The sequence below is a fragment of the Streptomyces sp. NPDC033177 genome (assembly GCF_055577715.1).
Genome location: NZ_JBVIPS010000001.1, coordinates 26,494 through 39,661, shown reverse-complemented (window position 1 = coordinate 39,661; position 13,168 = coordinate 26,494). Strand labels below are relative to the sequence as shown.

Here is a 13,168-nt window from a genome sequence, read left to right as displayed (position 1 = left end):
TCAGCCGGTGAGGGGCTGCGGCCCCGGACGGTGAGCCGTGGTACTGCGACGGGAGCGCAACTCCAGGGCGCGCAGGACCAGTTCGGTGGCGAACCGGTCGTCCGGTGAGGCCAGCAGGGCGCCGAAGGCCTTCTCCAGGTTGCGCAGCCGGTAGCGGACCGTCTGCGGGTGCAGATGCAGCGCGTCGGCCATCTGCAGGACATTCCCGCGGGTGTCGAGCCACGCGCGCAGGGTGCTGATGAGCCGGTCGCGCTGATTGGCCGTCAGGCCCGCCAGAGGGGCGAGCTGCTGCCTGGCGAGCGCCGAGACCAGGCCGGGATCGGCGAAGAGGGTGAGAGCCACCAGATGGTCCTCGCAGTGGATGTAGGGGGCGCCGCCCTCCAGGACGCCCGCCTCGGAGAGGCTCAGGGCTCTTCGGGCCCAGCGTAAGGATTCCGCCGCGTCCGTCAGCGGTACGGTCAGTCCCACGGCCGCGCGGATGGTGTGCGGGGCTGCGTCCATGAAGGCGCGGCGGTGCTCGTCGACGGCCCCGGGGATCAGGGCGTGCGGCAGCGAGGAGCCCAGGTCGACCAGGACGTCCTCGGCGATGGCGCCTCGGTCGGGTCGGCCCTCCGTGCTGAAGGCGATCGGTGTGACCTCGTCGGGCAGCTGCCACTTGGCGCGTTCGGCGAGTTCGACGAGGGTCGCCCGGGGGACGGACACATCCGAAAGGAGGTGCTTCAGGAGCCGCTGGCGCTGGATGTCCTGGCCTTGCTCCATTTCCGCCCGCGCCTCCTGATAGCCCTCGCGGGAGACCTCCATGAGGTTGTCCACGTAGGCCAGCAGAGCGTCGGCGAAGGAGAGCATGAGGCCGGCGGGCAGGTTGAGCCGCCGCAGCACCCCCTTGGCCCGGTTGAGGGCGAGCCGGGCGCCGAGCCGGAAGATCGCCTGCATGGTGTCCAGGCTGCGGCCCTCGTAGGCCTCGAAGCGGCCGAACATGCGGCACACCTTGTCGCGTTGGACGGTGGAGGTGTCCGGGGCGGCGACCTGATCCACGAAGCTCGTCAGATTGTGCTCGACAATGAGGTGCACGGCCCGGGAATAGGGGCCGTCGAGGACTTCCGCGTATTCGGGGTAGGACCGGTGGATCTCCTCGATGACTTCCTGGATGAGTCCGGGCAGTTCTGGGCGCATGATCGCGGCGAACTCGCGAGGGAGGGTGGACGCCGGATGTCCCGCGTCCCCCGCCTTTAATGCAGTAGTCATGGAACTCCCCTTACTCCGCCCGTGATCGAAACCGCTGACCGGCAGTGTCCGGGGGCGGAATCGGTCCCTGTCGACCCCGGTGTTCTCCGGCTGGCGGCGGGTCATAAGTGATCTTGGCGCTGTGGAACCCCTGGCACGGTAGACCATGGACAGCCGGTGTGCACCCTGCTCATCACTCTCTTTCGGACAACCCCGTTCCGCTGGTGACGTGTTCAGGGCGCCCTGCCTGAGCGGGCCCCGTCAAGAGGTCGGCAGCGGAATGCTCACTGCAGGATGAACCTCTTCCGCATGTTGTTGGCAGGGTGACAAAACCGGGTGCCCGTCACCGGTCGTGTTCGCGTTGTGTTCGCGCGAGGAGAGGTCGGCTCGCGTGGGTTCGCCCTTCGTCAAGAGGTCGGGTAGGGAGTACTCATCTCTGGACGAAGTCGCTCGTGGATTTGCTGTGCCAGGGACAAGGAAATGCCTGGTGTTTCCGGTCCGCGGGCCTTTTGCAATTCGCCCGTTGCGCCGTTCAGTTACCCGTGCGTAAGGTCCGTTTCGAAAGTCGAACAGGAAGCAGGTCGGGCCCTATTGGACGGTATTGCCCGGTGCCTGCTTCGGTCCTCCACGTGCGGATGCCCCTTCGCGCAAGTGGCCCCGGCTCCCCGCGGACCACGTGAGGACCACTCCATCGGACCCCGCGGCGGCCCCCCTGCCGCGGGGTCCGCCCTCTGATCGGAGAGCAGCGATGACTGATGCCCTGAGCGGTCGCCGCACCGCACGGGTGGCCGCGGTCGCTGTGGCGGCGTGTGTGCTCGGCCTGCTGCCCGGTTCGGGCTCGGCCGCGCGGGATCAGCGGGAGGCCCGGATCACGGCCGCGTACACGTGCACCCTGCCCTCGGGCACCCGGCAGGTCGAGGTCACCATCAGTGCCGTGTTTCCCGAGCGCGGCGCGGTCGGCAAGCCGATCAGGCCCACGGAGGTGAGGGTACGAGCGACCTTGCCACAGCCGGTCGTGGCCGAGCTGCTGCCCGACGGGACGGCGTCGGTCGTGGGGGCGGCCGTGCTGGACACGACGGTCGCCCAGGGGCGCGAGCGGGCGCAGGCCGAGTGGGTGGACCTGGCTTCCGCCGAGGTACGGCTGCCCGCAGAGGGCGCTGCTGAGATCGGCTTCAGCGGCGATGCGCCGTGGGTGACGGTCGGCTCCGAGGGTGATGTCACCTTCACGGCAGGGAAGTTGCACCTCACCCTTACTGCGACCGCCGGTGCAGGCACCGGCGATGCGGGCGCGCGGCCCGCCCCGGCCAAGATGGCCTGCACTCCGGCCAGCGGCGCGGACACCCTGCTCGCGACCGTCCCCGTCGAGGCGCCCTCCTCCGAAACCCCTTCGGCGCCGCCCAGCGGCCCCACCACCCCGGACAGCGACGCTCCACACAACACCCCTCAGGGCATCGACACCGGGCCGCAGCCGCGCGCCGCCGCGGACACCTGCCCCGCACAGCCGCCCGAGGGCAGGCTCGACCCGGAGCGGCTGCCGCCGGTGCCTGCGGGCGGGGAGGTCAGCGAGCTGGAGCCGACCTCGATGTGCGCTGTGCCGACGGGCTTCGCCACCCTGCGCAAACTCAAGAGCTCGGCCCTGGTGAACGACCCGCGCGCGCAACGGGTCGGTCTGATGCACCTGGCCATGCGGATGCGCGAGGTCAGGGCGCCCGATTACGTCGAGTACGACCACCTGGGCCTCATGCAACTGCCCGACACCCAGGGCACGTTCCTCACCTTCGGCTTTCAGCCGACCACCGCCAAGGTCCGCTTCGAGCCCGAGCCGGCGACCATCGTCAACATCATCCGGCCGGGCAAGGCGCCGGTGACCAGGGTCGGCTATCGCCAGCATCTGCGCCTGTACGACGTACGGATCAACGGGGTGCCTCTGGATGTCGGGTCCCGCTGCCGCACCTCGCGGCCCGTGAAGACGGAACTGACCGGCAGCTATCCGGTCAGCGAGGGCGGGCTGCTCCAGGGCGAGCTGGACATCCCGGCACTCAGCGGGTGCCGGGCGAACGGCGAGGACTTCGACGCGCTGCTCTCCGGCGCGGTCTCCGGGCCCGGCAACGCCCTGAAGATCCGCCAGGGGCGCGTCTGCGGCGCCGGATCCGCCTGCAAGATCCCTGAGCTTCCCGACCTCTGATCGCCGAGTGAGCCGTAAGCCGTAAGCCGCAACCCGTAAGCCCGGGGTCGAGACCTGACCCGTGCACAACCCCGAACGTGCCCAACCCCGAACCCTGATCAAGGAGGTGCGATGGGAGTCGAAGTGGTCGTCGAAGGACTGACCAAGTCGTTCGGCAAGCAGAACATCTGGCAGAACGTGACCCTGACCCTGCCGCGCGGCGAGGTCAGCGTGATGCTCGGCCCGTCCGGCACCGGCAAGACGGTCTTCCTGAAGTCGATCGTCGGCCTGGTCCGCCCCGAGCAGGGGCACGTCCTCATCGACGGCGTCGACATGGTCAACAGCCGCGAACGGGACGTGTACGAGGCCCGCAAGCTGTTCGGCCTGATGTTCCAGGACGGCGCGCTCTTCGGCTCGCTCAGCCTCTTCGACAACGTCGCCTTCCCGCTGCGCGAGCACACCCGCAAGAAGGAGTCTGAGATCCGCCGCATCGTCATGGAGCGGCTGGATCTGGTCGGCCTTGCGGGAGCCGAGAAGAAGCTGCCCGGGGAGATATCGGGCGGCATGCGCAAACGCGTGGGCCTGGCGCGGGCGCTGGTGCTCGACCCGCAGATCATTCTGTGCGACGAGCCGGACTCGGGGCTCGACCCGGTGCGGACCTCCTACCTCTCGCAGTTGCTCATCGACATCAACGCCGAGATCGACGCGACGATGCTCATCGTCACCCACAACCTCGACATCGCGGCGACCGTCCCGGACAACATGGGGATGCTCTTCCGCCGCAACCTGGTGACCTTCGGGCCCCGCGAAGTGCTCCTGACCAGTGAGGAGCCGGTGGTCGAGCAGTTCCTCAGTGCCCGCAGGGCAGGGCCCATAGGCATGTCCGAGGAGAAGGACCAGGCCACCTTGGACCTGGAGGCCGCGCACGGCATCGTCGCCGGGCCCCCGGCCGAGCGCACCATCGTGCCGCAACTGGCACCCACCCCCGGGCTGCCCGAACGCCAGGCAGTACGCCGGCGCCGAGAGCGCGTCCAGGGCTTGCTGCACGAACTGCCACCCGCGGCCCGCCGCGCCATCGAGGCCAGCCTGCGCGAGGGCGACGCCCCCGCGGTCGCCGCGCCCCGGGTGGTCAGAGGAGCGGCCACATGAGCACACCTCCCGCCCCGCGTCAGCCTCTGCCTGGGCTTGGCGTGCTGCGCGAGATCGGCCACCTGTTCGCGCTCGCTCTGAGCGTGGTCCGCCTGACCTTCAAACGGCCCTTCCAGTGGCGGGAGTTCGTCGAGCAGTTCTGGTTCATCGCGAGCGTCACGATCCTGCCCGCGATGCTGGTGACGATCCCCTTCGGAGCGGTCATCGCCCTCCAAGTGGGCTCCCTGATCGAGCAGTTCGGCGCCCAGGCCTTCACCGGGGGAGCCAGCGTCCTGGTCATCATCCAGCAGGCGAGCCCGCTGATCGTCTCCCTGCTCATCTCGGGCGTCGCCGGGTCGGCGATCTGCGCGGACCTCGCCTCGCGCACCATCCGCGAGGAGCTGGACGCCATGCGGGTCATGGGCGTTTCGCCCGTCCAGCGCCTGGTCGTACCCCGGGTGCTCGCCGTGATGCTGGTCGGGCTGCTTCTCAACGGACTGGTCTCCGTGGTCGGCACCCTGGGCGGCTACTTCTTCAACGTCGTGATGCAGAACGGCACCCCGGGCGCGTACGTGGCCAGCTTCTCCGCGCTCGCCCAGCTGCCCGACCTCTACATCAGCGAGTTCAAGGCGCTGATCTTCGGCTTCATCGCCGGTGTGGTGGCCGCCTACCGCGGGCTGAATCCCAAGGGCGGCCCCAAGGGCGTGGGTGACGTGGTCAACCAGTCGGTCGTCTTCACCTTCCTCATCCTCTTCTTCGTCAACATGGTCCTGACGGGCCTCTATCTGCAGCTCGTCCCCCCGAAGGGGCTGTGACCCATGGCCCTGATGCAACGCGGTAGCAATCGTGGCGGCAAAAGCCGCGCCTTCGCCTGGCTCGACCGGCCCGGCGACGAACTCCTCTTCTACCTGCGGGCGCTGATCTGGATCCCCCGCGCCGTGCGCCGCTACCCCAAGGAGATCCAGCGGCTGCTCGCCGAGGTCGCCTTCGGCAGCGGCGGCCTGGGGGTGATCGGCGGCACCGTCGGCGTGATGATCGGCATCACCGTCTTCACCGGCACCGTCGTCGGGCTGCAGGGTTACGCGGCGCTCAGCCAGATCGGCACCGACGCGTTCACCGGCTTCGTCTCCGCCTACTTCAATACCCGCGAGATCGGCCCGCTGGTCGCCGCCCTGGCCCTGTCCACCACGGTCGGCGCCGGGTTCACCGCCCAGCTGGGCGCCATGCGCATCAACGAAGAGGTCGACGCCCTGGAGAGCATGGGCGTGCGCTCCACGCCCTTCTTGGTCAGCACCCGCATCGTGGCCGGCGCGATCGCGGTCATCCCGCTGTACGGCATTGGCCTGCTCGGCTCCTACCTGGCCTCACGGGCGACGACCGTGCTGTTCAACTCGCAGTCCACCGGCACCTACGACCACTACTTCAACCTCTTCCTGGTCCCCACGGACGTGCTCCTTTCCTTCCTCAAAGTGCTGATCTTCAGCGTGCTCGTGATCCTCGCGCACTGCTACTACGGCTTCCGTGCCTCGGGCGGCCCAGCCGGGGTGGGGGTGGCCGTCGGCCGTTCCGTGCGCACCGCGATCGTGCTGATCAGCGTCACCGACTTCTTCCTCAGCCTGGCCCTGTGGGGCGCCACGACCACGGTGAAGGTGGCCGGATGAGTGCCCCGCCCAAGACGCCGACGACCCCGCCCCGCCCGGCCGCGGCGCCTGCGGCGCGCACGCGCCCCACGGAGGGCGCCCTTGCCCGCCGCAGACGGCTCGCCGGAGTGGTGTACCTCGTGGTGCCCGCCCTGCTGGTGTGGCTCTCGATCGCCGTGTACGACAAAGAGTTCACCGACTCCGCGACCGTCATCGTCGAGACGGGCCGCGCAGGCAGCGAGATGCACCCCCGCGCCGAGGTCAAGCTGCGCGGCGTCGTCGTCGGCGAAGTCGAGAGGATCGACACGGGCGGCCGCACCGCACGGCTCACCCTCGCCCTGGCCCCCGACAAGATCGGCCGGGTGCCGTCCGACGTCCAGGCCCAACTGCTGCCGACCACCCTGTTCGGGCAGCGGTACGTAGCTCTCGTACCGCCCGAGAATCCCTCGGCGCGCCCCCTCACGGCGGGCAGTGTCATCCCGCAGGACCGCAGCCGCAGCGCGGTCGAGCTGGAGCAGGTGCTCGACAACCTGCTGCCCCTGCTGACCGCCGTACAGCCGCAGAAGCTGTCGGCCACGCTGTCCGCGCTCGCGCAGGCACTCGAAGGGCGGGGGCAGAAGCTCGGCGAGTCGCTGGTGGAGCTCAACGGCTACCTGAAGGACTTCAACCCGCACCTGCCCTCCCTGAACCGCGACATCGAGCAACTCGTCGAACTGAGTGACACCTACGCCGATGCCGCCCCCGATTTGGTCGACGCGCTGCACGACGCCACCACCACCAGCGCGACCATCGCCGCACAGCGAGCCGACCTGTCCACGCTGTACGCGTCAGTCACCAGCACCTCCCAGGAGACCGGCAGCTGGCTGCGCGGCAACCGCGCCAACCTCATCCGGCTGACCGCCACCAGCCGCCCGACCCTGGAGATCCTCGCCCGGTACGCGCCCGCCTTCCCCTGCACCCTGAGCACGGTCGCCGACTTCGTGCCGGCGATGGACGCCGCCCTGGGCAAGGGCACCGACCGGCCGGGCCTGCGCGTCGATGTGCGGGTCGTTCCCTCGCGCGGCGCCTACACGCCGGGCCGGGACACACCCCGCTACGAGGCAGGAGGCGGTCCGCGCTGCTACCCCGTCCCTTACACGGGCGGCTCCTACGCCGCGCAGCAGAGCACGGCCACCACCCTGAGCGGGGTGTCCGGCGGACTCGGCGTGGCCAACTCGCCCCAGGAGAACACCCTTGTCACCGAACTTCTCGCCGCACCGGACAAGGACCGGCGCGGCTCCCTGCCCGACTGGTCGAGCGTGCTCGCAGGACCGGCCTTCCGCGGGGCGGAGGTGCAGTTGAAGTGAGCGGACAGCGCAGCCTGACCGGACCCGCCGTCAAATCGCTGATCTTCATCGTGGTGACCGCCCTGGCCACCACCGTGCTCGCCCTGAGCGTCTCGGGCAGCGATGTCGGCGGCAGCCGCAGCTACAAGGCCTGGTTCACCGATGCCACCGGGCTCAACGAGGGCGACTCGGTGCGCATCGCCGGGGTGAAGGTCGGTCAGGTGTCCTCGATCGAGATCGTCCAACGCCGGTACGCGCAAGTCGAGTTCACGCTGGAGGGGGAGCGGCGGATGCCCGCTTCGGCCACGGCGTCCATCAAGTATCTGAACATGCTCGGGCAGCGCTTCGTCGATCTGCGCCGCGGCGCCGGACCGGTCGGCCGCACCCTGGAGCCGGGGCGGACCATCCCGCTGAGCCGCACCACCCCCGCGCTCGACCTGACCCAGCTCTTCAACGGGTTCCAGCCGCTGATGCAGGGACTCTCCCCGCAGGACACCAACGCGCTCGCCGGGTCGATCGTGCAGGTCCTGCAGGGCGAGGGCGGCACGGTCGAGAGCCTCCTTGCGACCGTCGGCTCGCTGACCACCACGGTCGCAGCCAAGGACCGGGTGATCGGGGAGGTCATCAGCAACCTCAACCGTGTCCTCAAGGCGGTCAACACCCGGCAGAAGGGCTTCACCGAACTCATCGGCACGGTCGAGAAGCTGGTCTCCGGCTTCTCCGACGACCGCAAGAGCGTGGGCCGGTCCGTCGACTCGCTGGCCAAGCTCAGCGTGAGCACCGCGGACCTGTTCGGCAAGAGCCGGGCGCCCCTGAAGGACGGCATCCGCGACCTGGGGCGGGTGTCCCAGACCCTCGCCGACAACGCGCCCCTGGTGGAGAACTTCCTGGAGAAGACCCCCCAGGAGATGACCGCCATCTCCCGCATGGCCTCCTACGGCTCCTGGCTGAACCTCTACCTCTGCGAGGCGACGGTCAGCGGCGTCTCCACCTACGACGACAGCCCGCCGCCGACCGGACTCGCGATCAAGGATGCGAGGTGCCGCGCATGAAGCTGTCCCGACTGCGACGCCCTCGCATAAGACCCGTCAACGAGCGCAACCCGGTGGCCGTCGCCCTGGCCGGGCTCCTGGCCATGACCCTGATGGGGCTGCTTGCGTACAACGCCGAATCGCTGCCCGTGATTGGCGGCGGCACCCGCTACACCGCCGATTTCCGCGATTCGGTGGGGCTCAAGGCGGGCGACGAGGTACGCATCGCCGGCGTGCGTGTCGGCAAGGTGGAGGACGTCGCCCTCGATGGCCCCAAGGTCGCGGTCACCTTCGAGGTGAAGGATGCCTGGATCGGTGACCGCAGCACCATCGGTATCGCCATCAAGACCCTCCTGGGCGCCAAGTACCTGGCGGTCGATCCGCTCGGCAGCCGCAAGCAGGACCCCGGCGAGCGCATCCCCACTCGCCGCACCACCTCCCCGTACGACGTGATGGAGGCATTCAACGGGCTGAGCCGCACCACCGGTGCGCTGGACGAGGACCAGCTCGCCAAGAGCTTCAAGGCCGTGTCGGGGGCCTTCAAGAACACTCCGCCGCACGTCCGCAAGGCCATGAAGGGCCTCTCCGCGCTCTCCCGGACGGTCTCCACGCGCAACGACGATCTGTCCGAACTCCTCGATGGGTCAGCCCAGTTCACCACATCCGTGAACAGCAAGAAGAAGCAGTTCGAGCGGCTGCTCGACAACGGCAACCTGCTCCTTGAGGAGGTACGCCACCGCCGTAAGTCCATCCACGCGCTCCTTGTCGGCGCCCGCGACCTCGGCACCGAGATCAGCGGCCTCGTCGGTGACAACGAACGCCGGCTGGGGCCCGCGCTGGCCGCGCTCGACCGCGTGACCGGCGTCCTGAGCAAGAACCAGAGGAACCTCGACAAGGCTCTGGCCGCCGCCGGACCGTACTACCGGCTCGTCGGCAACACCCTGGGCAACGGGCGCTGGATGGACGGCTACCTGTGTGGTCTGGTCCCCAAGGACTATCTGCCCGCGGGCACGGGCCCGGCCGGCGGATGCATGCCGCCGAAACAGGGAGGCGGACACTGATGGCCCGCATACGACCAGCCGCCCGCACCCAAGAATCCGCCCGCACTCAAGCATCCGAGCGCGCACACAGACGCGCGCGTCGCGGGCTGGGGGAGCGGGTCGCCGATGCCGCCGGTGCCCTGTGGGGCGGACGGCTCGTGGTCATCCTCATCGTCCTCGCGCTCCTCGCGGCGGGCGGGATCGTCGGGGTGACCGCCCTTGCGCGCGGCGGGGACGGCAAGCACCTCACTGCCTACTTCGACCGGGCAGTCGCCGTCCACGAAGGATCCGACCTCAGGGTGCTGGGGGTGCGCGTCGGCAGCGTCGATGAGATCCGGCCCCAGGGCAGACAGGTCCGGGTGCGGCTCACCCTGGACGAAGGAGTCAAAGTGCCCGCCCAGGTGCAGGCCGTCGTGGTCGCCCCCAGCGTGGTGTCAGGACGGTTCGTGCAGCTCAGCCCCGCCTACAGCAGCGGCCCGCAGATCCGCGACGGCGACGTCATCAGCGCCGAGCACACGGCGACGCCCGTCGAGGTCGACGAACTCCTCAAGAGTGTCACCGAGTTGAGCGACGCCCTGGGCCCCGACGGCGCGAACAAGGAAGGTGCTCTGGCCGGGCTCGTCGACGCCGGAGCGAAGAACCTGAACGGCAACGGCAAAAACATCGGCGACACCATCCACCAGCTCGGCGGCGCGTCCGCCGTCCTCAACGGCAACAGCGGCGACCTCGTCACCACCGTCGAGCAGCTGGCTGAGTTCATCAGCATGCTCAAACGCAAGGACGGCCAAGTGGCTCGCGCCGAGAAGCAGTTGTCCGAGGTGGCGGGCTTCCTCGCCGCGGACAAGACCGACCTCGCCGGCGCCCTCAAGGAACTGGGGACGGCCCTTGGTCAGGTCAAGGGCTTCATCAAGGACAACCGGGGCCGCCTGAAGTCGAACGTCGACAAGCTGGCGGGCCTGACCCGGTCCGTCGTCGAGCAGCGGGCGTCCGTGGCCGAAGCCCTGGATGTCCTGCCGCTGGCCGCCGCCAACCTCGACCAGGCCTACAACCCGCGCACCCGCACCATCGACGGCCGCGCCAACATCAACGAACTGGCCTCGGCGAGCGGTATCGCTAACGGAGGCAGCGCAAGCGGCGGCGCCGAGGACCTCGTGGCCGTCCCCCGGAAGCAAGTCAAGAGTCTGCCCGTGCTGCCGCTGCCGCCGGTCGGCACCGTGTACGGCACGTCGGACCACGCCGGGGGAGGCAGGCCATGAAGCGCCACACCGCACGCATCGCCATGGGCCTCTCCCTGAGCGTGACCCTGGTCGGCCTGGCCCTGGGCGCCGGCGGCCTGCCGGACTTCGACGGCCTGCAGGATCTGCCGCTGCCCGGCGGAGCCGACCTCGGCGACCATCCCTACGAGGTCACCGCCGAGTTCCGCGACGTCGTCAGCCTCTTCCCGCACTCCGCGGTCAAGGTCAACGACGTCGAGGTCGGCCGCGTGACCCGGATATCCCTCGCCGACAACGGCTGGGCCGCCCGCGTCACCCTCAAGGTCAACGGCGGCGTACGGCTGCCCGCCAACGCCTACGCCAACCTCGAGCAATCCAGCGTCCTGGGCGAGAAGTACGTGCAGCTCGTCGCCCCCAAGGGCATGCGCGCCCGCCCCGACCTCCAGGACACCAAGAGGGGAATCACGGCCACCTACGCCGCCAACCAGGGCCAGTTGCGCGACGGCGACGTGATCCCGCTGGCCCGCACCAACCGCAACCCCGAGATCGAGGAGGTCTTCGGCGCCCTGTCGATGGTCCTCAGCGGTGGCGGCGTACAGCAGATCCAGACCATCTCCCGCGAACTGAACAAGGCACTCGGCGGCAAGGAGGGCGAGGTCCGCTCCGTGCTGCGGCAGATCAACACCACCGCGAAGAGCCTGAACAAGAACAAGAAGCACATCACTGACGCGCTCGACGGCATGAACCGGCTCTCCACCACCCTGGCCACCCGCGACCGCAAGATCGGCGACATCCTGCGGGACCTGCCGCCCGGCCTGAAAGTCCTCAGCGACCAGCGCTCCTCCCTCGTGAGCATGCTGCGCGCCCTGGACTCGCTCTCCACGGTCGCCGTCGACACCGTCGACCGCACCAAGGACGACCTGGTCGCCGACCTCAAGGCCCTGGCCCCGGTCCTGAAGAACCTCGCCGACTCGGGCGCCGACCTGCCCGAATCGCTCCAGGTGATGTTCACCTATCCGTTCACCGACGAGGTGCTCACCGGAGTCAAGGGCGACTACCTCAACGTGTACCTGAAGATTGCCGCGGCCCCCGGCACGGAGATCGTGCCACCCATCCGCGGGGGCGGCACCGCCACGCGATCGTCCCTGCCGCTGCCCGCGGTCACCGGAACCTCAGGAGGCGACTCCTAGTGCTCACTCGCACCACCCACCTCAAGAACATCGCCTTCCTCGTGCTCGGCATCTTCGTCCTTGCCTACATCGCCACCACGTACGCCGATCTGGGGCGCTACGTGGGCGCGCGCGACTACTACACGGTGAAGGTGCAACTCGCCGAGACCGGCGGCCTGTTCAGCCACGGCAATGTCACTTACCGGGGCGTCGACGTAGGCCGCGTGGAAACCGTGGGGCTGACCCCCGACGGAGTCGAGGCCCGCATCCGCATCAAGGAATCGACGCCGAAGATCCCCAGCGACCTGGACGCGAAGGTCGCCAACCTCTCGGCGGTGGGCGAGCAGTACCTCGACCTGAGCCCGCGCACCGACGAGGCGCCCTACCTCGCCGACGGCTCGGTCGTCCCGCGCGGGGCCACCAAGACCCCAGCCCCGGTCACCGACGTACTCACCAGCGTCGACCGGCTGGCCTCCTCGGTGGACACCGCCGCACTGCGCACCGTCGTCGACGAACTCGGCAAGAGCTTCGAGGGGCGCGGACAGGACCTGCAGATCCTCATCGACACCAGCAGCGAATTCATCCGTGCGGCCACGAAATCCCTGCCCGCCACCACTCGGCTCCTCATCGACGGCGAGACGGTCCTGCGCACCCAGAACGAGCAGTCCGACTCCCTGAAGTCCTTCGCGAGCGGCACCGCCGAACTGGCCGCCCAGCTCAAGCAGTCCGACCCCGACCTGCGCCGTCTCATCGCCCAGGCCCCGGACGCGGCCACCCAGTTCACCGCCCTGCTGCAAGACACCGACCCCGGCCTGAGTGTCGTCCTTGCCAACCTCACCACCACCTCCGAGCTCCTCGTGACCCGCCAGCGCGGCACCCGTGAACTGATGGTGCGCATCCCTCAGGTCGCCTCCGCCGGAGCAAGTGCCGTCGGCCCCGACGGCGTGCGCTTCGGCATGACCACCACGTTCTTCAAACCGCTGCCCTGTACCGCCGGATACGGCGGCACCACCTACCGCAACGGCCTGGACACCGCACCGGCCCCCGCCAACACCAAGGCGGCCTGCACCGCGAGCTCCGCCAGCGGCCAGAACGTCCGAGGCTCGGGCAACGCACCGCGCGGCGGCGTGCCCGAGCCCGCCCGGCCCGGGTCGGACGGGACGGGGCGGAGCCAGGCGCCCGCCAAGAGCCCCACCGACCTGGGCGGGCTGCTCGGGATGGGCGCGTCATGAG

General features: G+C 69.4%; 11 protein-coding genes. 10 read left to right on the top strand and 1 reads right to left on the bottom strand.

Going from position 1 to position 13,168, the window contains the following annotated elements; translation table 11 throughout:
• Positions 1 to 1,245: a PucR family transcriptional regulator gene (locus ACZ5U5_RS00200; protein ID WP_469014444.1), complete on the bottom strand. Its 1,245-nt coding sequence runs from the start codon at positions 1,243 to 1,245 to the stop codon at positions 1 to 3.
• Positions 1,246 to 1,972: 727 nt separating this feature from the next.
• Here ACZ5U5_RS00200 and ACZ5U5_RS00195 point away from each other — a divergent pair.
• The 10 genes from ACZ5U5_RS00195 to ACZ5U5_RS00150 all read left to right on the top strand — a co-directional run bounded on the left by ACZ5U5_RS00195 (position 1,973) and on the right by ACZ5U5_RS00150 (position 13,167).
• On the top strand, positions 1,973 to 3,409 hold the full coding sequence (locus tag ACZ5U5_RS00195) for a DUF6801 domain-containing protein (RefSeq protein ID WP_469014441.1): 1,437 nt from the start codon (positions 1,973 to 1,975) through the stop codon (positions 3,407 to 3,409).
• Positions 3,410 to 3,520: 111 nt separating this feature from the next.
• Entirely contained in the window at positions 3,521 to 4,537 is a 1,017-nt protein-coding gene (locus ACZ5U5_RS00190) for an ABC transporter ATP-binding protein (RefSeq protein WP_469014440.1), read from the top strand.
• Positions 4,534 to 5,331, top strand: coding sequence for an MlaE family ABC transporter permease (locus ACZ5U5_RS00185; protein ID WP_469014437.1), 798 nt, complete (start codon positions 4,534 to 4,536; stop codon positions 5,329 to 5,331). Before ACZ5U5_RS00190 ends, ACZ5U5_RS00185 begins: the two co-directional genes overlap by 4 nt.
• Before the next feature lie 12 nt (positions 5,332 to 5,343).
• Complete coding sequence (locus ACZ5U5_RS00180) at positions 5,344 to 6,177, top strand: MlaE family ABC transporter permease (RefSeq protein ID WP_469016799.1); 834 nt, start codon at positions 5,344 to 5,346, stop codon at positions 6,175 to 6,177.
• Positions 6,174 to 7,502: an MCE family protein gene (locus tag ACZ5U5_RS00175; protein WP_469014436.1), complete on the top strand. Its 1,329-nt coding sequence runs from the start codon at positions 6,174 to 6,176 to the stop codon at positions 7,500 to 7,502. Before ACZ5U5_RS00180 ends, ACZ5U5_RS00175 begins: the two co-directional genes overlap by 4 nt.
• Entirely contained in the window at positions 7,499 to 8,533 is a 1,035-nt protein-coding gene (locus ACZ5U5_RS00170; protein WP_469014434.1) for an MCE family protein, read from the top strand. The genes ACZ5U5_RS00175 and ACZ5U5_RS00170 overlap by 4 nt, the downstream gene beginning before the upstream one ends.
• The gene (locus ACZ5U5_RS00165) at positions 8,530 to 9,573 is read left to right on the top strand and encodes an MCE family protein (protein ID WP_469014432.1); all 1,044 of its coding nucleotides are present in this window, start codon (positions 8,530 to 8,532) and stop codon (positions 9,571 to 9,573) included. The genes ACZ5U5_RS00170 and ACZ5U5_RS00165 overlap by 4 nt, the downstream gene beginning before the upstream one ends.
• Positions 9,573 to 10,808 (top strand): MCE family protein, encoded by a 1,236-nt coding sequence (locus tag ACZ5U5_RS00160; RefSeq protein ID WP_469014430.1) that lies wholly within the window; start codon positions 9,573 to 9,575, stop codon positions 10,806 to 10,808. The genes ACZ5U5_RS00165 and ACZ5U5_RS00160 overlap by 1 nt, the downstream gene beginning before the upstream one ends.
• Complete coding sequence (locus ACZ5U5_RS00155) at positions 10,805 to 11,956, top strand: MlaD family protein (protein ID WP_469014428.1); 1,152 nt, start codon at positions 10,805 to 10,807, stop codon at positions 11,954 to 11,956. Before ACZ5U5_RS00160 ends, ACZ5U5_RS00155 begins: the two co-directional genes overlap by 4 nt.
• Complete coding sequence (locus ACZ5U5_RS00150; protein ID WP_469014426.1) at positions 11,956 to 13,167, top strand: MlaD family protein; 1,212 nt, start codon at positions 11,956 to 11,958, stop codon at positions 13,165 to 13,167. Before ACZ5U5_RS00155 ends, ACZ5U5_RS00150 begins: the two co-directional genes overlap by 1 nt.
• The last annotated feature ends 1 nt before the right edge of the window (position 13,168 follow it).